Genomic DNA, 20,543 nt, shown 5'->3' on the forward strand with positions numbered 1-20,543 from the left:
CGCTCTCATGTGAAGCCGGGCCGTTAATGCTGTCCGACGTGAATCACGGGGAGGTGTAGCCATGATGGATCCGCGGGCGTGGCGCAGGTTCTCGGAGCGGCTTGGGGTGGCGCATTCGATCATCCAGGCTCCGATGGCGGGCGGCCTGACGCCGCCAGAGCTGGTCGCGGCGGTGTCCGAGGCCGGGGGCCTGGGCTCGCTGGGCGCCGCGTACGTCCAGCCGGAGGACATCGCCCAGCAGGCCCGCGCGGTGCGCTCGCTGACCTCACGGCCCTACGGCATCAACCTCTTCGCTCCACAGCCCGCGGTGGCTCCCGCGGACCCCGGGCCCACGCTCGCCATCCTTGAGCGATTCCATGCGGCGCTGGGGTTGCCGCCTCCCGTGATTCCTGCGGCCGCGATGCCGGACTTCGCGAAGCAGGTGGAGGCCGTGCTCGACGCGGCGCCCACGGTGTTCAGCTTCACCTTCGGCATTCCGCCCGCGCCAGTGCTGGAGGCGTTCCGGTCGCGAGGCATCCTCGTCGTGGGCACGGCGACGAACGTGCGCGAGGCCCAGGCGCTGGAGGCCGCGGGCGTGGATGCGATTGTCGCGCAGGGCTCGGAAGCCGGTGGACACCGGGGCTCCTTCGGCGGTTCGTTCGAGGCGGGCCTGGTGGGCACGATGGCGCTCGTGCCTCAGATGGTGGACGCCGTGCGGGTGCCGGTCATCGCCAGCGGCGGCATCATGGATGGACGCGGCATCGCGGCGGCCCGGATGCTGGGCGCGGCGGCCGTGCAGCTGGGCACGGCCTTCCTGCGGTGCCAGGAGTCCAGCGCGGCGGCGGCCCACAAGGTGCTGTTGCGCGAAGCCCGGGATGAGTCGTCACGCATCACCCGTGCCTTCTCCGGCCGCCCGGCCCGCGCGATTCCCAACGAGCTGACGACCACGCTGGAGGAGGCCGGGGCCATCCTGCCGTTCCCGCAGCAGCACGGTGCCACGCGCACGCTGAGGGCCGCGTCGTCGAAGCAGAACGACACGCGCTTCATGGCCCTGTGGGCGGGGCAGGGCATCGGCCTGTCGCGAGAAGGCCCCGCGGCGGACCTGGTGCGGGCCCTGGTCGCGGAGACAGACGCCGCACTGTCCGCCGTGCGCGGCTGACCCAGGACGGCGAGGGGGGCCTCGGCTCCGGGTAGGCTTTGCTCATCCATGCCACGCCCCTCCGTTCCGGATAACCCTCCGCGATTCACCGGCACTGTCGCTGTCATCATCGCGTGGATGCTGCTCGTGGGGACTGGCTGTACGGCGTCCCGGAGCGTGCGGCTCGACACGGGTCGGGGACCCACCCGTGTCCACACGCCCCAGCGGGACGTCCGGCCCGCGGCGCTGGATGAAGACGCCTTCGTGTCCGCGGTCGCCGAGCTCGCACGCGCCGCGCCTGTCTCCATGCACCCGATGGAGACGGCTCGAAGGCTGCTGGCGGCGTCGCTCCCATCACGCCCCTACGCCCACGTGCGTGGGCACCTGGGGCTCGTCTCCGTGCAGGAGCCAGGACGCGGGCACCTCCGGCTCAGGGATGCTCCGGATGCGGAGCTGGCGGCGGCGTATGGCCGGTGGTGCAAGCGCAAGGCGCTCTCCGGCGATTGTCTCCACCTCCTGGAGCGCGGGTCCACGCTGGACGAGGACGGCAAGCGCACACTGGCCTTCTCCATCGCGCTGGACTCGGTCTGGGACGAGACGGAGACCGCGCTGCGGGGCATGACGGATCGCGAGGCGGTGCTCTCGATGATCGTCACGACCAGTGCGTTGTATCTGGGCCTCTGGCTGTTGCCGGAGCCCGTGTCCAAGGGCGTCGCGGCGACGATGACGGCGGTGCTCATCGCCTACCTGGGCATCGACACGGTGTGGAGTCTCATCCATGGATGGATGCGGCTCTCGGAAGCGGTGGCGGAGGCGACGACCTTCGACGCGCTCCGGGACGCGGGCGAGCAGTACGGCAAGGTGATGGGAGAGAACGCCGCGCGGGCCTTCGTCATGCTGGCCACGGCGGCGCTGGGAAGCACCGCGGAGACGCTGGCCGCGAAGGTGCCCACGCTGCCCGGTTCGGCGCAGGCGTCACTCGTGGGCGTGGCGGAGGGGGGCTTCCGGCTGGGCGCGGTCGCGCAAGTGGAGTCCGTGGCCGTGTCCACGACGGGGGACATCCTCATCACCTTGGCGCCGGGCGCGGTGGCGACCGGTGGGCCCGTGGAAGTGAAGGGGCCGAAACACCACATCGCGTCCGACAAGTTCAGCACGTCCACCGCGAATGGAGGCCCGTGGACGCCGCGCTACGAGAAGATCTTCAGGCGTGCAGGGATGTCCCTGGATGACCCTGCGAATCAGGTCGATGTGCCTGGCCACCGAGGTCCGCATCCTCGCGAGTACCATGAGCGGGTCCATGGGGCGCTTGAACTGGCGACAGAGAGCTGCGAAACCATCGCGCAGTGTCGGGAGTCGCTGACGCGCACATTGCGTGTTCTGGCGGATGAAATCCTCCAGAAGGGAAGCCTCCTGAACAAGCTGGTGACTCGCACGGAGTGAGTCCAGGAGCTCGACCCATGTCTTCGCGATACTTCGATCTCAGCGACGACGTGTACCTGGAAGGACGTTGGGAACTGGGGCATCCACAAGATGCTCAGGGAAACGAACTCAAGAATCCCTGGCAGATTTTTAGAAAGGGCAGGCCGAGTTCCTGGGCAGGACGCGTGCGCATCCCCATTGATATTCCAGGCAGCGTTCTCGACTACTCTCACGCGTCAGGCAGCATCCCCGTGGTCACCTCGCGGGTGGCGGCCATCTTCGAGCGCCTGGCCCCGAATGACGTGCAGCTCTTCCCCGTGGACATCGAGGGGCAGCAGCCCGACGAGTTCTTCATCCTGAACGCCATTCGCCGCGTGAACTGCATCGACGACGTGGCTTCGGAGCAGGTGCGTTACTGGACGCCCGAGGACGGGCTCGCCGAAAAGGTAGGCACCTACACCTTCGTCTGGGGCATGCGCATCGACGCCACACGGCTTGGCAGCGCGCGGGTCTTCCGGCCCTTGCACTGGGAAGTGGTCCTCGTCATCCCGGAGGACATCAAGCTCGCGCTCGAATCCATCGGAGCCACGGGCGTGTGGTTCAAGGATGTGTCCCCGCTGCGCTGATTCCTCGCCTCCGGGCGTCACGGCGGCTGTTTGCCAGGCCGCCTGTTCTCCGAGGGGCGGTTGCAATCAGGGCTGGCACGGCTACATTCAGCACTTCACCGCAGCCGCAGCCCCCGGGTCCCTCGTCAGATGACGGTTTCGCTCACAGCCTGCATGCAGCGTGCTCCGCGACGGACGTCCGTCCGCCGGACGCTGCCCGCGCATGGCCGAGCCACCGCCTGGCTTGTCACCCACGCCGCCCGTCTCGCGTAGCTCACGACGGACGGCGTCCGCTCCACCCCCACTGAACCCCCACGCCACGCACTCCCGCCCTGTCGGGAATGCGCTTCGCCCCCATTCCTTTCCACGCAGGAGGCCACCCGCCATGACCCACGACCATCCCCTCATCGTCACCGACACCGACCTCCAGCGCCTGGAGCGCGTCGTCGAACAGTACGGCAACGCCCGCAACGCGGAGCTCGTGGAGCAGCTGGAGTCCGAGCTCGCCCGCGCCACCGTCACGTCCTCCACCGCCATCCCCCGCGACGTCGTCACCATGAACAGCACCGTCGTCTTCGAGGACGAAGCGGTCGGCGAGACGCGCGAAGTCACCCTGGTCTATCCCAAGGACGCCAACAGCGACGCCGGCCGCATCTCCATCCTCGCCCCCGTGGGCAGTGCCCTCATCGGCCTGTCCGTGGGCCAGACCGTGGAGTGGCCCCTCCCCAACGGCCGCACCCGGCGCCTGCGCATCGTCGCCGTGCCCTACCAGCCGGAGGCCGCCGGCGACTTCCACCTGTAGGTCCTGCGTCCTGCCCTGACGCGTCAGCGCCGTGTCCGCGTCCTGCCCTGACGCGTCAGCCGCCCGGGCCCGGCCCGGGTCCGGCTCGCATCCCCGCGCCATTGCTGAAAGTCGTGCTTCCGACACATCCTGGCCCCTCGCGTGCAACCGTCCGCGCACCCTTCGCCCCGCGAGGGGGCGCGGGCATCCCTAGAGCCCGCGAGTGCATGTGGAGGAACGCTTGTTCGCACGAAGGCATCACCTTGGGCTCGGAGGACTGGCCGTCCTCTGCGCCTTCAGCAGCGCCCAGGCCCAGAGCACCATCCCGGGCATCGAACTGGAGCGCCTGCAGCTCAACCCCGGCATGCGTGACAGCCTCGTGCTGTCCACCGGCGACCTGCTCCCCGCGGGGCAGTTCCGCGTCGGGCTGACCGCGCACTACGAGAACCGGCCCCTCGTCCTCGTGGAGGACGGCGACCGCCAGGCCGACGTCATCTCCAACCGCGTGACGGCGCACCTGAGCGCCGCGTACTCCTTCACGAACTGGCTGGAGGTGGGCGCCCAGGTGCCCATCGTCGCCCAGTGGGGCCCGGAGACCGCCAGGCTCGGCGTGTCCCGCCCCACCACCAGCGCGCTCGGCACCCCGTGGCTCCAGGCCCGCCTGGGCTTCCTCTCCGAGAACCGGGGCGGACCGCTGGACCTCGGCCTGCACCTGGGCGCGGCGCTGCCCCTGGGCAGCAAGGCCGCCCTCACCCGCGACGAGGGCTTCACCTTCTCCCCCCGCCTGGGCGCCGGCAAGCAGCTGGGCGGCACCTTCCGCGTGGGCGCGGACGTCGGCGCGCTCGTGCGCACGAAGACGTACGCCCTGACGCCGCAGACGCAGCCCTACCAGGATGAGATGGGCGTGGAGCTCAACGGCGGCGTGAACCTGTCCGCCGGCCTCTGGGGCCTGCGCGAGGAGATCCTCGTGCGCGGCACCGTCCCCACGCAGGACTCGCCCAGCTCGCTGGAGGCGCTGCTGGGCCTGCGCGTCCCCACCGCCGACGGCACCGAGGTGTACGTCATGGGCGGCCCGGGCTTTGGCCAGACGCCGGGCACGCCGCGCTTCCGCGTGCTCGCGGGCGTGTCCTTCGGCACGCCTCCCGCGCCCAAGGGCCCCGTCTGTATCGCGGGCCAGCCCCACGTGGCCTCCGAGTGTCCCGACCTGGACGCCGACGGCGACGGCGTGAAGAACCGCGACGACCAGTGCCCCACGACGGCGGGCCTCGCGCAGCTCCAGGGCTGCCCGGACAAGGACGACGACCAGGACGGCATCCCCAACCTGGCGGACAAGTGCCCCGCGCAGGCGGAGAACAAGAACGGCTTCCAGGACGAGGACGGCTGCCCGGACGACCCCGACTCCGACGGGGACGGCATCGTGGACTCCAAGGACGCGTGCCCCAAGGAGCCGGAGACGGTCAACCGCTACAAGGACAAGGACGGCTGCCCGGACGTGGAGCCGGACCGCGACGGTGACGGCGTGGTGGACCGCCTGGACAACTGCCCGGACGAACCGGGCACCGAGTCCAACGGCGGCTGCAAGGAGGCGCCCGTCGCGCGCATCGACTCCGGCAGCATCCGCATCATGGAGGCCGTGTTCTTCGAGAACAACCAGGCCGTCATCCAGAAGCGCAGCAACGCGGTGCTCGACAAGGTCGCGTCCATCCTCGTGTCCCACCCGGACATCGAGAAGGTGCGCGTGGAGGGCCACACCGACAACACCGGCAAGGCCCAGTACAACCTGGACCTGTCCCAGCGGCGCGCCGAGGCGGTGGTGGACTACCTCGTGGGCAAGGGCGTGCAGCGCGAGCGGTTGGAGGCGAAGGGCTTCGGGCCCACGCAGCCCATCGCGGACAACGCGAAGGCGGACGGCCGCGCGAAGAACCGCCGCGTCGAGTTCAAGATCGTCGGAGAGGCCGAGGGCGTGCAGACGGCGCCGGCCTCCTCCTCTTCCCCCGACACCCTTCAGAAGTAAGGCAGACCCTTCATGTTCATGACCCAGATGCATTCCTTCTTCCGGGGAGATTCACCCCGCATGGCCCTGCGCGCGGGCTTCCACGCGCTGGCCCTGTGTTCGCTGTTCCTCCTCGCTGGCTGCGAGCCGGCCAGCACCCACACGGAGCCCGTCCTCACGAGCCAGTCCTCGTCGCTCGTGGGCGACGGCCGGCTCCAGCCCGGCGAGCAGTGCGACGACGGCAACACGGTGAGCGGCGACGGCTGCTCGGCCACCGGCACCGTGGAGGCGGGCTACCTGTGCAACGTGCCCGGCAACGCGTGCTCATTGGCCAGCCTGTGCGGCAACAACACGGTGAACACCGGCGAGCTGTGCGACGACGGCAACACGACCAACGACGGCAACGGCTGTTCGGCCACGTGTGACCTGTCGCTGTGTGGCAACGGCGCGTTCAACAACCAGCAGTACCCGTCCTACGCGCAGGAGGTCTGCGACGACGGCAACCGCTTCGAGGGCGACGGCTGCAGCCGCCAGTGCGAGGTGGAGCCCGGCTTCGCCTGCGCGGGCAGCCCCAGCCGCTGCGTGGGCGCGGGCGTGGCGGTGTTCAACACCGGCGTGGACGCGCAGAACCGCCGCCTGCCCGAGGGCGCGGTGGATCCGCACTGGTTCTACGCCGGCACCACCACCGGCGCGGACACCGGCATTCGCGACGCGAACGACTGGCCGCTGGAGATGCAGACCGCGCGCTTCATGGCGGCCCAGGGCGCCGAGACGTGCGTGTACCAGGACTTCCTCATCCCCTCGACGACGAACATCGGGCAGTTCCGCCTGCGCCTGGCCACCTTCAACGACAATGAGTTCAGCACCGCGAGGGTGAACGGCGTGGCCATCATGCCCGTCACCGTGAGCGAGCCCGCTGGCCAGCCCTGGCAGAAGAACATCTTCCGCGAGTTCGGCACCAACGCGGCCTGGCACGTGGGCCTCAACCGCATCGAGCTGTGCAACGAGAACGACGGCAGCCCGCCGAACGCCTTCCGCTACCTCTTCGTGGACGCGTACGACGACCGCTGCGGTGACGGCGCCATCTCCCCGCGCGAGGAGTGCGACGACGGCAACACCACCAACAACGACGGCTGCAACGCCACCTGCGGCATCGAGCCCGGCTATGGCTGCACCGGTGCGCCCAGCACCTGCGCCCAGACGTGCGGCAACGGCAACCTGAACCCCGGCGAGCAGTGCGACGACGGCAACACCACCGCGAACGACGGCTGCAACGCCAGCTGCCGCGTGGAGGACGGCTATGCCTGCCCCACGCCGGGCCAGGCCTGCGCGGCCACCTGCGGCAATGGCGCCATCAACGCGGGTGAGCAGTGCGACGACGGCAACGTGTTCAGCTCCGACGGCTGCTCCGCGGCATGCCGCATCGAGACGGGCTACACCTGCTCCGGCGCCCCGTCCGTCTGCGCCCCGCTGTGCGGCAACGGCGTGCTCAACGCCGGCGAGCTGTGCGACGACGGCAACACCGCCCTGGGCGACGGCTGCTCCAACGCCTGCACCCTGGAGCTGGGCTACGCGTGCGCCACGCCGGGCCAGCCCTGCGCGAAGACGTGCGGCAACGGCAACGTGAACCCGGGCGAGCAGTGCGACGACGGCAACCTGACGTCCGGCGACGGCTGCGCCACCGAGTGCCGCGTGGAGGACGGCTACGCCTGCTCCATGCCGAGCACGGGCCCCTCCGTGTGCGACGATACGTGCGGCAACGGGGCGCAGGACCCGAACGAGACGTGTGACGACGGCAACGACACCTCCGGCGACGGCTGCTCCAACGGCTGCCAGGTGGAGACGGGCTACAGCTGCTCCGGCACGCCCAGCACCTGCAAGACCCTGTGCGGCGACGGCATCCGCACGGGCACCGAGGCGTGTGACGACGGGAACACCACGGCGGGTGACGGCTGCAACGCCACCTGCGCCGTGGAGCCGGGCTACAGCTGCCCCACGCCCGGCAGCGCGTGCGCCAGGACGTGCGGCAACGGCACGCGGGAGCCCGGCGAGCTGTGCGACGACGCCAACGCCGCCAACGGCGACGGCTGCTCCAGCGTCTGCGCCGTGGAGCCGGGCTACACCTGCAACGGCGCGCCCAGCGCCTGTGGCACCACGTGCGGTGACGGCATCCGCGCGGGCACGGAGGTGTGCGACGACGGCAACCTGGTGGGCGGTGACACCTGCTCGCCGCGCTGCCTGCTGGAGGTGGGCCAGACCTGCAACGCCTCCAACGTCTGCGAGGGGTTCTGCGACCCGTCCACCCAGAAGTGCGTGGCCCAGGACCCGGGCCCCGTGACGCCCACTCCGGTCATCACCGGCCCCGTGGCGAACACCACGGTGACCACCGCCACGCCCCCCATCACCGGCACCGGCGAGCCGGGCGCCACGGTGACGGTGCGCGAGGGCACCACCGTGGTCTGCACCGCCACCGTGGACGCGAGCGGCAACTGGACCTGCACGCCCACGACGCCCCTGGCGGACGGACCGCACTCCGTGACGGCCACCGCCCAGTCGCCCGGGAGCGCCACCAGCTTCCCGTCCACCGCCGTCCCGTTCGTCGTGAACACCCAGGTCCCGGCGCCGCCGGCCCCGGTCATCACCGGCCCCGTGGCGGACTCCACGGTGACCACCGGCACGCCCCCCATCACCGGCACCGGCACGCCGGGCGCGCAGGTGACGGTGCGCGAAGGCACCACCATGGTCTGCACCGCCACCGTGGACGCGAGCGGCAACTGGAGCTGCGTCCCCACGACGCCGCTTCCGGACGGTTCGCACACCGTGACGGCCACGGTCCAGACGCCCGGGGGCGGCACCAGCCCCGCGTCCACCCCGGTCCCCTTCACCGTGAACACCCAGGGCCCGGACACCCAGGCCCCGGACACCTCCATCGTGAAGGGGCCGCCGTCCTCCACCTCCAACCACACCGCGGACTTCGAGTACGCCTCCACGGAGGAGGGCTCGACGTTCGAGTGCCGCCTGGACGGTGGCGAGTGGGGCCCCTGCCAGGACCGCTACACCGTCGGCACCGGGGACCATGTCCTGGAGGTGCGCGCGGTGGACGGCAGCGGCAACCGGGATGAGTCCCCCGCGGAGTACACCTGGACGGTGGTGGGCGCGCGCGCCTTCGCGGGCGGCGGGTGCAGCACCGCGCCGGATGCCTCCTGGCTGGCCCTCCTGGGCCTGATGGGAGTGCCGGGCCTGCGCCGCCGTCAGCGCCGGACCGCTTAAGCCACGTCTCGCGGAGCCCGCCGGAGGGGCTGGCCTTCCCCCTTCCGGGAGCGGCCCCTCGCTCCCTCCCATGGCGCCCTTCCGGCGGCGCTCCCGCGTTCCCCCGCCTTCCCCGTATGCTCCCGTCCGTGAGCGGGGCAGGCCATCCAGAGGTCTATGAGGAGGAGGTCCTGCTCGCGCTGGACGAGGGGCTGCTGTCCTCCGACGAGGCGGCCGCCCTGCGCGAGGAGGCCCTCCGCCTGCAACGCGGGCCCCTGGAGCTGCTGAAGGAGCGGGGCCGGCTGACGGAGAACACCCTGGACCTCTTGCGGCAGGACCTGGTCCGAGGTCGCACGGACCGGGGTGAAGCCCCCATCCAGGAGGCCGCCACGCTGTCGACGGCGGTCCCGTCCTCGCTGGCCGTCGAAGGCGTGCCCGCCTTTCCGGTGCCCGGCTGGGACCGCTACGAGCCCGTGCGCTTCCTGGGGCAGGGCGGCATGGGGCAGGTGTTCCTGGCGTATGACCCGCTCTTGCGCCGCAACGTGGCCCTCAAGTTCGTGCGCGACGGGGACCCGGAGCTGGCCCGCCGCTTCCTGTCCGAGGCCCGCGCCCAGGCCCGCGTGCGCCACGAGCGCGTGTGCGAGGTCTACGAGGTCGGCGAGGTGCGCGGGCACGCCTTCATCGCCATGCGCTACGTGGAGGGCCCGTCGCTGGGACAGCTCTCCCACTCGCTCACGCTGGAGCAGCGCGTCTGGGTGCTGTGCCAGGCCGCGCAGGGCGTGCACGCCGCGCACCGCGTGGGGCTGGTCCACCGCGACCTGAAGCCCGGCAACATCCTGGTGGAGCGCACGGAGGACGGAGGCTTCCTCCCGTTCGTGATGGACTTCGGGCTCGCGCGCGACTGGCGCGAGGGCACCACCACGCCGAACGCGGTGCTGGGCACGCCGCACTACATGCCGCCCGAGCAGGCCCGGGGCGAGGGCCACCGCCTGGACCGCCGCGCGGACGTCTACGCGCTGGGCGCGACGCTGTACGCGCTGCTCACCGGCCAGCCCCCCTTCACCGGCGGCACGGAGAAGGAGGTGCTCGCGAAGCTCCAGTCGGAGCCGCCGCCGCGCCCGCGCCTGCTGGAGCCGGACATCCCGGAGGACCTGGAGGCCGTCGTCCTCAAGTGCCTGGAGAAGGAGCGGCCGCTCCGCTACGACTCCGTGCGCTCGTTCACCGAAGACCTGGAGCGCTTCCTGGCGGGAGAGCCGGTGCGGGCCCGCCATGGCGCGCGCTACTGGCTGGGCAAGAAGGTCCGCAAGCACCGCGCGGCGCTGGCGCTGGGCGGCACGGTGGTGGCGGTGGTGGCCGGCGCGCTCACGCAGGCGCAGCTCGCGCGCGGCGAGGTGGCCGAGCGCGAGCGGCTGGCCCGCGCCTTCACCGAGCGCGTGGAGCGCATCGAGTCCTCGGCGCGCTACTCCGCCCTGTCGCGCCTGCACGACACGCGCAAGGACCGCGAGGCGCTGCGCGCGAGCATGGCCGCGCTGGAGGCGGACATCGCCCGCGCGGGTGCACAGGCGGTGGGCCCCGGGGAGTACGCGCTGGGCCGCGCCCTGTTCGCGCTGGACGACCTGGACGGCGCGCGCGCGAAGCTGGAGTCCGCGTGGGCGCACGGCTACCGCGAGCCCCGCGTGGCGTGGGCGCTGGCGCAGGTGATGGGGCACCTCTACCGCGAGCAGCTCCTGCTGGACATGGAGCGCCGTGCCCCCGCGCAGCGCGAGGCCCGTCTCAAGGAGTTGAACGGGCGCTACCGCGACCCGGCGCTCGCCTACCTGCGCCAGGCGGAAGGGCCGGACGTCCCCGCGCCGCCGTCGTTCGTGAAGGCCCTGTTCGCCTTCTACGAGGACCGGCCGGAGGACGCGCTGGCGCTGCTGGACGCGCCGGGCTCGCAGTCGCCGTGGTTCTACGAGGCGCCGCTGTTGCGCGGGGACATCCTGCTCGCGCGCTCCATGCGGCGCTGGAACGGCGGGGACCGCGCGGGCTCGCAGGCGGACCTGGCGCTGAGCCGCGAGGCCTACGCCGCCGCGGTCGCCACGGCGGAGAGCCAGCCTGTCGTGCACTCGGTGCTGGGGCGGCTGGAGATGGCCGCGCTGGTGATGGAGCTGTACGGCGAGGGAAACATCCTGCCGCACTACGAGCGGGGCCTGGAGGCGCTGTCGCGCGCGCTCGCCGCCGCGCCGGACCACGCCCGTTCGCTGGCGCTGGTGGCGCGCTTCCACTGCCGGCTCGCGGAGCAGCGCACGAACCAGGGCGGCGAGGGGGTGGAGGCGCTGCTGGAGAAGTCCCTGGCCGCGCTGCGCGCCGCGGAGGCGGTGGCCACGCCGAGCGACCGCATCCCGTTGATTCGCGCCCTCACGCACCGGCAGTGGGCGCGCTACCAGCAGCTGCACGGGGAGGATCCGCGCGGACAGCTGAGGCTCGCGATCGCCTCCTTCGAACAGCTGCGCGCCGAGGACCGCGACTACGTGTTCCACGCCAACCTGGGCCTTGCGTGGCAGGGGCAGGCGGACGCGGAGGCCGCGCGAGGCGGAGACCCGGTCCCGCTCCTGGACAAGGCCATCGCCGCGTACCAGACGGCACTCCAGCTGAGCGAGCAGCAGCCGTACTCGTGGATCAACCTGGGCGTCGCGTACCGCAAGCGGGCGGACGTCCCGAACGCGCCGGATGCGGCGGGCGACCTGCGCCGCGCGAACAGCGCGCTGACGCGGGCCCTGTCGCTCAATCCGGACAACTTCGGCGCGTGCTTCAACGGCGCGGAGGTGGCGGAGCAGCTCGCGCGTGCCCGCTACCTGAAGGGCGAGGACGTGAGCGTGGACCTGGAGCGGGCCCTGGCGCTGTACCGGCAGGGGCTGGCGCTCAACGCGAAGCAGCCCGCGCTCCACAACGCGCTGGGCTCCGCGGTGTTCTGGCAGGCGGAGCTGCGCGCGGAGGAGGGCGGTGACACGAAGGCCCTGCTCGACGAGGCGAAGGCCTCCTTCGAGAAGGCCCGGGCCCTGGCGCCCACGCAGGGCTTCGCCTTCAACAACCTGGGCGAGTGGGAGGTCTTCCGCGCCGAGCTCCAGCTCCAGAAGGGCGAGGACCCCAGCGCCGCGCTGCGGGCCGCGGTGGACGACTACACGGAGGCGCTGAAGCGGCTGCCGGACGACGCGGACCTGCTGGCGAACCAGGGCAAGGCCTGGGTGCGCCGGGCGGCATGGGCGCTGTCGCGGGCGCACGACCCGGCGGTGGACCTCGCGAAGGCGGAGACGGCGCTGAGCCGGGCAAGAGCGCTCAACCCGAAGCTGGGCAATGCCTGGCGCTACCTCGCGGAGGCCGCGGGCATCCGGGCGCGCTGGCTGTCGCAGGGGCACGGCGCGGCGGGGCGGTCCACGCGCCAGGCGGAGGCCACGGGAGGAGGAGCGCAAGCGCTGGACGCGGAGGGGGAGTTCACGCGCGCGGCGCAGGCCTTCGAGGAGGCGATGAAGCTCGACCCGAGGCTGGAGTACCGGCTCGCGGCGGCGGACCTCCACGGTGCCTGGGCGCGGTGGCGCCTCCGTGAAGGGCAGGACGCGGCGGCTGGCGTGAAGCGCGGGCTGGAGCTGGCCGACGCGGTGGTGGCGGCCCGTCCCCGATGGATCCGGGCGCGCGAGCTGAGGGAAGGGCTGCTCACCCTTCGCGCCGGACCGCGCGCCCCGGCAGCGGGCCCCGTGGCCGACGCACCCGGGCCCTGAACGGGGCCCGGGCGGAGGCGGCCTTACCGGACGGCGGGGTCCTCCGGCGGCTCACTGGTCACGTCGATGCCGCCGTTCTTCCGGTCCCGCTCCTCGGGACCGCGAGGGGCGGTGCCCCGGTCGCGCGTCCCGTCGTCGATGACCGCGTTGAAGTCGTAGACGCCCTTCGCCGCCGTCATCGAGACGGTCAACGGCGAGGTCGAGGCCGTCAGGGGACTGCCTCCCAGCGTGTACGGGTACGGGACGGAGGTGGTGAGGCAGTTTCCGTCGGGGAACGTGACGGTGGCGGTGTAGGACGAGGGGTAGCTGCCCATCGAGAAGGTCACCGTGTCGCCGTGCTTCACTTCCGGGCCGGGGCTGTAGCTGATGGGATTCGTGGAGAGGTCGACTGTGATGTTGGCCATAGGTCCGCACAGCATTGCAGCCCGTGGGCCAGGGCGCATGTCCTGAACGCGCCCCTCGGATGTTTCACGGCTGCGACAGGAGACGCCCCCCGGACGCGTCAATGGCACGTCACGCCCAGGGGTTGACGTGTCCGGAGCCTACCGGCGGACCTGCTCCGGCGGTTCGCTGGTCACGTCGATGCCGCCGTTCTTCCGGTCCCACTCGTGGCCCTTGCGGGCCTGGGACTCATGGCCGCTGTTGAAGTCCACGTCGAAGGCGTAGACCCCCTTCGCCGCCGTCATGGATACGACCAGGGGCGCGGTCGACAGGGTGGGGCCTCCCAGTGTGTATGGCCCGGTCGTCGTGAGGCAGGTGCCGTCGGGGAACGAGACGGTGGCGGTGGCGCTGAGGGCGTCGCCCAGCGTGAACACGACCGTATCGCCGTGCTTCACATCCGGGCTCGGGTCGTAGCTGACAGGGGTCGTGGAGACGTCAATGGTGACGGTGTTGGTCATGGTGCCGGTGGGCATTGCAGACGCCGTACCATCGTGCCCGCTCAGCTCGCGTCCAGCCCCAGCTCGCGCACGCGGCGCTGGAGCGCGCGGCGGGACACCTCCAGCTTCTGCACCATGCGGTCCAGGTCGCCCTCGCACTCGTGGAAGCAGCGGGTGATCTCCTCCGGGCTCAGGTCGCGAGCGGTGCGCAGGAGCGAGCTCTTGTCGATGAGCACGTACACGGACGAGCGCGGGATGCCCAGCCAGTCCGCCGTGGCCTTCAAATCCCACGCGCAGGCGCGCAGGGCCTCCAGCACCTCCTGCTCGCTCACCTCCGACGGCTTGCGCCGCGCGGGCGCGCGAACCTCCGAGGGCGCGGGCGTGTCCTCCGAGGCAGGGGAGGGCGCCTGCGCCGTGAGGGGCTGGCCCGGGATGGGCAGCGCGCCTTCGTCCAGCGACTGCTCCAGCCGCGCATCCACGCGCAGCCCGGGCAGTCCCCGGCTCCCGATGACGAGCTGCCGCGCGACGTTGCGCAGCTGGCGCACGTTGCCCGGCCACGCGGAGCGCACCAAGCGCGCGGCGAGCGAAGCCGGCAGCCACGGCTCCGCGCGCGCGTCCGAGGAGTTGAGCCGCCCCGCCTCGCCCGTGGACTCCAGCTCCTGGCGGGCGAAGTGGAGGAACAGCGGCGTGATGTCCTCGCGGCGCTCACGCAGCGGCGGCACGGTGATTTCAAAGCCCGCCAGCCGGTGCAGCAGCGGGGCCTTGAAGTGGCCGTCGCGGATGCGCGCCTCCAGGTCCGCGTCCGTGGCGGTGACGAGCCGCACGTCCACACGCACCGGGGCCTGCCCGCCCACGGGGTAGACCTCGCTCGTCTCCAGCACGCGCAGGAGCGCCGCCTGGACCTCCGGGGGCGCCTCCGCCACCTCGTCCAGGAAGAGGGTGCCGCCGTGCGCGGCGCGGAAGAAGCCCTCCCGGTCGCGCGTGGCGCCGGTGAACGAGCCCCGCAGGGCACCGAACAGCTCCGAGGCGATGAGGTCCTTCGACAGGGCGCCCAGGTTGACGCTGACGAAGGGGCCCGCGCGGCGCGGGCTCCGCTCATGGAGCGCCCTGGCCACCAGCTCCTTGCCCGTGCCCGTCTCGCCCCGCACCAGCACGGGGACCTGGAGGTCGGCCACGCGCAGCACGTCCTCGCGCACGCGGACGATGCCCTCGCTGTCGCCCACCATGCCCAGCGCCGCCAGCTCCGACGGGGCACCTCCGCCGCGCACGGTGGCCTGGTGCAGCAGCAGCGCCACGCGCCCGGCGAGCACCAGCGGCACGCCCGCCACCAGCGCCTCCGCGGGGAACTCGCGCCCGCCGCGCACCGGCTCGCTGCCCACCCACACCGGCGTCCCACCCTCCGGCACCCGGAGCCGCACCCCGCCGCGCTCACCCGCCTCGAAGCGCACCGGCGTGCGGCTGAGGAACGGGTCTCCCAGGGGCAGCGCCAGCACGCCGCCCGGACGGCTGAAGTCCGGGGCGTTGCGCGACAGCGCCACCGCGCGCTCGCCGGAGAGCAGCCCCTCCAGCAGCAGCCGCTCCCCGATGCGCTGGGGCTGGGCGTGGCCAATGAGCGTCAGCGCCGGCATCACCTGGGCTGCCTGCGAGGGCGCGCCCTGCGTGCGGACGGCGGTCGTGGAGAAATCCGTGGAGTTCTTGGGCGACATGGATCTCCGAGAAAGCCTACAACGGGCGGGTCCCACCTGGGCCTGGCAGGCGGTTCCCCTCCTTACCTCCCATACCCCTGGCCGGGAACCAGTCCCACGGCTGCCCGCATGGTGGGCGGCGGCAGTGGGGCCAGAAGCCACGCCCGCGACCCACCTCGTGAATAGTGTTGAGACGCGTGCCGTGTGGATCTTCGAGAGAGCCCGACCTTCATGTTCCCTTCGACCTCGAACATCGCTTCCTTCGGCGCCGTCCTCTTCGACCTGGACGGCGTCGTCATCGACACGACGGAGCTGCACTACCGCGTCTGGGAGGAGTTCGCCCGCGAGCGGGGCTACGTGCCCACGCGGGAGGAGCTGCTCGAAACCAATGGCCGGCGGGCGGGGGAGACGCTGCGGGCGTGGTTCGGCGAGGAGCTGGACGACGAGCAGGTGGCCGCGCTCACGGATGACCGCGAGAAGGCCTTCCACCGGCTGCTCGACCACGAGCCGGTGTCCGCCGTCCCCGGCGTGGGCGCCTACCTCATGTCCCTGAAGCAGGCGGGCGTGCCCTGGGCCCTGGGCACGAGCGCGCTGGCCCAGAACGCGGAGCGGGCCCTGGAGCGCGTGGGGCTGGAGCACCTGTTCCCCGTGCGCGTGACGTCCACGGACGTCGTCCAGGGCAAGCCGGATCCGGAGGTGTACCTCAAGGCCGCCGCCGCGCTGGGCATCCCGCCGCACGCGTGCGTGGTGTTCGAGGACGCGGTGGTGGGCCTCAGGGCCGCGCGGGCGGCGGGCGCGGCGTGTGTCGCCGTCGCCACGTCCTTCCCGCGCGAGGTCCTGGTGCGCGAGCGGCCGGACTGGCTGGTGAAGGACTTCCGGGACCTGCCGCAGGCGCTGCGTCCCGGAAGTCACGGCCTCACGGCGCTGACGGCACCTCACCCGTGAGCACGCAGATGAGCGCGTCCGGGTCGCACTTCACGGGGAACAGCGGGTTGATGCCGGAGCCGCGCAGCCGCCCCGCGTCGTAGTCCGCGTACGGGTCGCACAGCGCGTCGTCCGGCAGCTTCGTCTTGCTGTTCTGGCACTTCACCACCGGCCAGATGCCCTTCACGGCGTACTCGGCGGCGCAGCCGTTCTCCGTGTAGACGAGGTCCGCGGTGAACTGCGTGCCCGGAATCTCCGGCGTGTTGTAGATGCGCAGGTTGCTCCACGCATAGCCGTAGTCCTGCGCGGGCAGCGCGCCGCCGTCGGGCGCCTGGCCCGCGGCCACCTCCAGCCGCGTGGGCGTGAGCTCCGGCACCGAGCAGAAGTGGTCCGCCCCTGGCGTCACGGACGCGAAGGGGCCCACCGCCGTGGCGGAGGCCTTCGAGTCCGCCGACAGCCGGGACGCGAAGTCCTCCAGCAGCTTGCCCAGCCGCGCGCTGCGCACGCCCACGGTGTCGGGCGCGGCCGGGTCCTGGCTGAAGAACTTCTGCAGGCCCAGCGGCTCCGGCTTGAGCCGCGCGCAGACGCTGTCCGGGTTCTGCCCGGACTTGAGCTGGTACGTCGCGGCGAACGAGCCGGTGGAGCCGTCCGACACGGCGCGCGCCACCACGCACTCGGGCTCCGGTTCGCTGCCGCACGCGCCCACGGCGACGGCCGCGGTCGCGATTCCTGCACTCACTGCCATCCAACGAAGCTTCATCGCGGGAGTCCTCATGGCGTCGGGCCTAGAAGCTGAGCTTCGCGCCCAGGCGGATGGAGCGCGGGGCCTGGTAGGCGGTGGGCCGCTTGAAGTTGGGGTTGATGTCCGTCACGGCGATGGGCAGCCCCGTGGCGGTGGAGATGACCTTGCAGTCGGGGTTGTTCGCGCTGAGGCAGGCGGTGAGGTCGTCCGGCTTGCCGCCCTGCTCGATGGGGTACACGCGCGCGGTGCTGAAGGTCTGGTCCACGTCCGTGTACTGCTGGAAGTTGAAGAGGTTGAACACGTCCAGGGACACCGTGAGGACGTAGTCCTTCACCAGCCGCTGGTTGACGCCCACGTGCCCGTCCACGCCGTGCACCCAGGGCAGCCGGCCCGCGCTGCCGCGCGGCAGGATGAACGTCTCCGAGCCGCTGCGGCGCGGGTGCGCGCCCAGGTAGTTGAGCGGCGTGCCGGAGCGCGCCCGGTAGTTGCCGCCCACGTTGATGCTGGTCCGAGACCCCAGCATGAACTCCTTCGCGGCGAACACCTTGAACGCGTGCGTGCGGTCCCCGGGCAGCTGACCCTCGCGGTTGACGGTGAGCGACACCAGGTCGAAGTCGCGCGTGAGGTTGGGGGACAGCTGGCCGGTGTCCGCGCGGAACAGGCCGGAGTAGTTCCCGCGCAGGCTGGACCAGGTGTAGCTGGCCTGGGCCAGCCACCCGTTGGTGAAGGCGCGCTGGAAGTAGAGGTTGACCGCGTCGTACTCGCGCTTCGCCAGCGGGAAGTCCGTGGAGTAGCCCTTGCCCGGGTTGCCCAGGAAGAAGGTGCTGCCGTCGTCGCGGCTCATGTCCTCGATGACGTCGTTGAGGTAGCGCCGGGTGTACGTGGCACCCAGGCGGCTCGCGGTGAAGAGCTCGTACTCACCGCCCACGACGAACTCGTCCGCGGACTGGGCGCGAATCTTGGGGTCCACCGGCACGCGGTCACCGCCCTGCGCGTCCCACAGCTGGTTGGGGCTCTCGCGGTTGCCAATGGGCTGGCGGTTCGCGTCCAGGGTGCAGTCCACCAGCAACGACCCCTCGCGCGACGGGTTGCACGGGGGCGCGTCGTAGGTGGCGGACAAGAGCTGCTGCTGCGGGAAGGACAGGTCCGCCATGTCCAGGGGGACGTTCTCGAAGAAGCGCGCGTAGTTGGCGAAGACCTTGGCGCGGCCGCTCTGCGTCGGGTCGTAGATGACGCCCAGGCGCGGGGACCACTGGTTGGGCAGGTGCAGGCCCACCTCGCCGTCCAGGCCGTAGAGCGTCTGCACGTCGTAGCGCAGGCCCACGTTGACGGTGACCTTGTCCATCACGGACCAGCTGTCCTGGATGAAGCCGCCCACGGTGGTGGACGTGGAGGTGCCCTCCTTGCTGTCCAGGAACACCGGCTGGTCCGGGCCCTCCAGGTAGCCGTACTGGTTGAGGGTGAAGAAGCAGGTGCCGTTGCCGCACTCCTGCCAGGGCGCGAGCCCCGTGCGCGCGCGGTTGTTGTAGAAGCTCATCCGCTCGATGTCCGCGCCGGCCTTGAGGATGTGGTGGCCCAGGGCCTCCAGCAGGTAGGTGCCCATCACCTTGCCCTGCACGCGGTCCAGCCGCTGGATGCTGATGGTGCCGGGGCCGCCGGTGGAATAGGCCGTCACCGGACAGCGCAGCATCTGCTCCTCGGGCGTGCTGCCACAGGCGTCCGCGTAGGGGAGCGGCTCGAACTCGTTGATGGTGTGGGGGCCCGGGTTGCTGGTGCGGCGCCAGGCGATGTTGGACTTCGCGGACAGGCCCTCGCCGGAGCCCAGGCCCGAGCCGTCCGACGGGAGGATGGAGTCGGCCTGGTGGTGCCAGCCGAGCGTCGCGTCCACGAGCAGCTTCTTGTCGAAGAAGGACGACGCCTGCTTCGCCACGATGTCCATGGCGCTGTTGCTGCGGCGGGTGGCGATGGCCTCATACGCGCCCTGCACGAAGCCGGTGCACGACAGGCTGGAGCACACCTCCGGCTCGCCGTCGTCGCTGAAGGAGTACCTGCCGCTGCCGCCGGACGAGCGCGGCGTGCCGAAGACGGACACGGACAGGCTGTGGTCCGGGTTGAAGTTGTAGGTGAGCTTGCCCAGGTACTGCACGCTGCGCTCGTCCGCGAAGCGGGACACGCGGCTGCCTTCGATGGGGGACACCTGGGAGAAGCCGGTGGTGGGGTCCTTGCGGCGGGCGCCCACGGCGCTGCAGCCGTTGGCGGGGTCCACCTCCGAGCACAGCTGATAGCTGCTGAGCTGGCGGTCCACCTGGATGCGATTGAAGGACGGCGCGACGCCCACGTAGAACCAGAGCTTGTCCTTGAGCAGCGGGCCGCCCAGGTCGAAGCCGAAGTCGCCCAGGTTGTGGGCGCTGCCCTGCGCGGAGATGACGCTGCCCTCGCGCAGGATCTCCTTGCCGGACGTCTGGAACGCGCCGGGGGCGTAGTTCGCGAACACGGAGCCGTGGAACTCGTTGGAGCCGGACTTGGTGACGACGTTGAGCACGCCGCCGGTGGAGCGGCCGTACTCCGGCATGTAGCCGCCGGTGATGATGTTGACCTCCTTCACGAACTCCACGGACAGGGGCGTGCCCAGCGTGCCCACGCCGGGGTCGTTCACGGACAGGCCGTCCACGACGTACTGGCTCTCCGGGGAGGAGCTGCCGCTGATGCTCACGCCGTAGCGGTCCTCGGTGGCGCCGGGGGCCAGCTCCGCCAGGCCCTCGAAGGAGCGGGACGCGGAGCCCTTGGTGCCGGGGCGGATGACGGCGATGTTGCGGATGAAGTCCTGGTCCACGGTGACGCCCGCGGCGCTGGAGCCCACGTCCACGCTGGGCGGCGTGCCCACGACCTCGAAGTCCGAGCTCATGGTGTCCGGCGCCAGCTCCGCGTTGAAGCGGATGGTGCGGTCGATTCTCAGCAGGACGCCGTCGCGGACGTAGGGCTGGAAGCCCTGGGCCTCGAAGCGCAGCGTGTACATGCCCGGCGGCAGCTGCGGGATGCGGTACAGGCCGCTCTTGTCGGAGAGGACGGTGCGCTCGCCCTGCAGCTGGGGCGAGGTGGCGGTGACGACCACGTTCTCCAGCCGCTGCTTGTCGAGCGCGTTCGCCAGGGTCCCGGTGATGACCGAGTTGCCCTGGGCCCACGCCCCGGCTCCCCACAACACGACCATGAGCCACAGCCCACGGATGAAACGGATTCGTCTGAGCACGTCTGCGCCCCTCCCGGAGAAGGCGGCGAACTTTGTCGCAAAACGTGAGAAATCCACCAGCCCAAATCAAAAAGACATTGCCGTCAGACGGGAAAACCCCTGACCCGCTGCGTCAGCAGACTGTGTCCGCACGGAGGGGCGGGGGCGG

Annotated in this window: 13 protein-coding genes; 8 read left to right on the forward strand and 5 right to left on the reverse strand. The window is 71.5% G+C overall.

Annotated elements, in window-relative coordinates; all coding sequences use genetic code 11:
• The first annotated feature begins 61 nt into the window (after window positions 1-61).
• The 7 genes from NR792_RS31550 to NR792_RS31580 all read left to right on the forward strand — a co-directional run bounded on the left by NR792_RS31550 (window position 62) and on the right by NR792_RS31580 (window position 12,919).
• Window positions 62-1,138 (forward strand): NAD(P)H-dependent flavin oxidoreductase, encoded by a 1,077-nt coding sequence (locus NR792_RS31550; protein WP_375756421.1) that lies wholly within the window; start codon window positions 62-64, stop codon window positions 1,136-1,138.
• A 117-nt stretch (window positions 1,139-1,255) separates the two neighbouring features.
• A complete protein-coding gene (locus NR792_RS31555) occupies window positions 1,256-2,557 on the forward strand; it encodes an AHH domain-containing protein (protein WP_375761721.1) in 1,302 nt (433 codons plus the stop codon).
• 17 nt (window positions 2,558-2,574) lie between these two features.
• On the forward strand, window positions 2,575-3,162 hold the full coding sequence (locus NR792_RS31560) for an imm11 family protein (RefSeq protein ID WP_375756422.1): 588 nt from the start codon (window positions 2,575-2,577) through the stop codon (window positions 3,160-3,162).
• Between the two features lie 364 nt (window positions 3,163-3,526).
• Window positions 3,527-3,943 carry a nucleoside diphosphate kinase regulator gene (gene rnk / locus NR792_RS31565; protein ID WP_375756423.1) on the forward strand — a complete coding sequence of 139 codons (417 nt, stop codon included), beginning with the start codon at window positions 3,527-3,529 and terminating at the stop codon, window positions 3,941-3,943.
• A 220-nt stretch (window positions 3,944-4,163) separates the two neighbouring features.
• Window positions 4,164-5,936 carry an OmpA family protein gene (locus tag NR792_RS31570; RefSeq protein WP_375756424.1) on the forward strand — a complete coding sequence of 591 codons (1,773 nt, stop codon included), beginning with the start codon at window positions 4,164-4,166 and terminating at the stop codon, window positions 5,934-5,936.
• A gap of 60 nt (window positions 5,937-5,996) precedes the next feature.
• A complete protein-coding gene (locus tag NR792_RS31575) occupies window positions 5,997-9,185 on the forward strand; it encodes a DUF4215 domain-containing protein (RefSeq protein ID WP_375756425.1) in 3,189 nt (1,062 codons plus the stop codon).
• A 128-nt stretch (window positions 9,186-9,313) separates the two neighbouring features.
• Window positions 9,314-12,919, forward strand: coding sequence for a protein kinase (locus NR792_RS31580; protein ID WP_375756426.1), 3,606 nt, complete (start codon window positions 9,314-9,316; stop codon window positions 12,917-12,919).
• A gap of 23 nt (window positions 12,920-12,942) precedes the next feature.
• Here the strand turns inward: NR792_RS31580 and NR792_RS31585 are convergent, their stop codons facing one another.
• From NR792_RS31585 to NR792_RS31595, 3 genes are all read right to left on the reverse strand, one after another.
• A complete protein-coding gene (locus NR792_RS31585) occupies window positions 12,943-13,323 on the reverse strand; it encodes a hypothetical protein (protein ID WP_375756427.1) in 381 nt (126 codons plus the stop codon).
• 138 nt (window positions 13,324-13,461) lie between these two features.
• The gene (locus NR792_RS31590; RefSeq protein WP_375756428.1) at window positions 13,462-13,833 is read right to left on the reverse strand and encodes a hypothetical protein; all 372 of its coding nucleotides are present in this window, start codon (window positions 13,831-13,833) and stop codon (window positions 13,462-13,464) included.
• Between the two features lie 26 nt (window positions 13,834-13,859).
• A complete protein-coding gene (locus NR792_RS31595; RefSeq protein WP_375756429.1) occupies window positions 13,860-15,503 on the reverse strand; it encodes a sigma 54-interacting transcriptional regulator in 1,644 nt (547 codons plus the stop codon).
• 210 nt (window positions 15,504-15,713) lie between these two features.
• Between NR792_RS31595 and NR792_RS31600 the strand changes: the two genes are divergently transcribed.
• Entirely contained in the window at window positions 15,714-16,427 is a 714-nt protein-coding gene (locus NR792_RS31600; protein WP_375756430.1) for an HAD family hydrolase, read from the forward strand.
• Here the strand turns inward: NR792_RS31600 and NR792_RS31605 are convergent.
• Window positions 16,399-17,151 carry a hypothetical protein gene (locus NR792_RS31605; RefSeq protein WP_375756431.1) on the reverse strand — a complete coding sequence of 251 codons (753 nt, stop codon included), beginning with the start codon at window positions 17,149-17,151 and terminating at the stop codon, window positions 16,399-16,401. The two genes, NR792_RS31600 and NR792_RS31605, sit on opposite strands and share 29 nt — an antisense overlap.
• A gap of 40 nt (window positions 17,152-17,191) precedes the next feature.
• Window positions 17,192-20,395 carry a TonB-dependent receptor domain-containing protein gene (locus NR792_RS31610; protein ID WP_375756432.1) on the reverse strand — a complete coding sequence of 1,068 codons (3,204 nt, stop codon included), beginning with the start codon at window positions 20,393-20,395 and terminating at the stop codon, window positions 17,192-17,194.
• Window positions 20,396-20,543 lie beyond the last annotated feature (148 nt).

The organism is Corallococcus exercitus (assembly GCF_042231735.1).
Lineage (GTDB): Bacteria > Myxococcota > Myxococcia > Myxococcales > Myxococcaceae > Corallococcus > Corallococcus exercitus_B.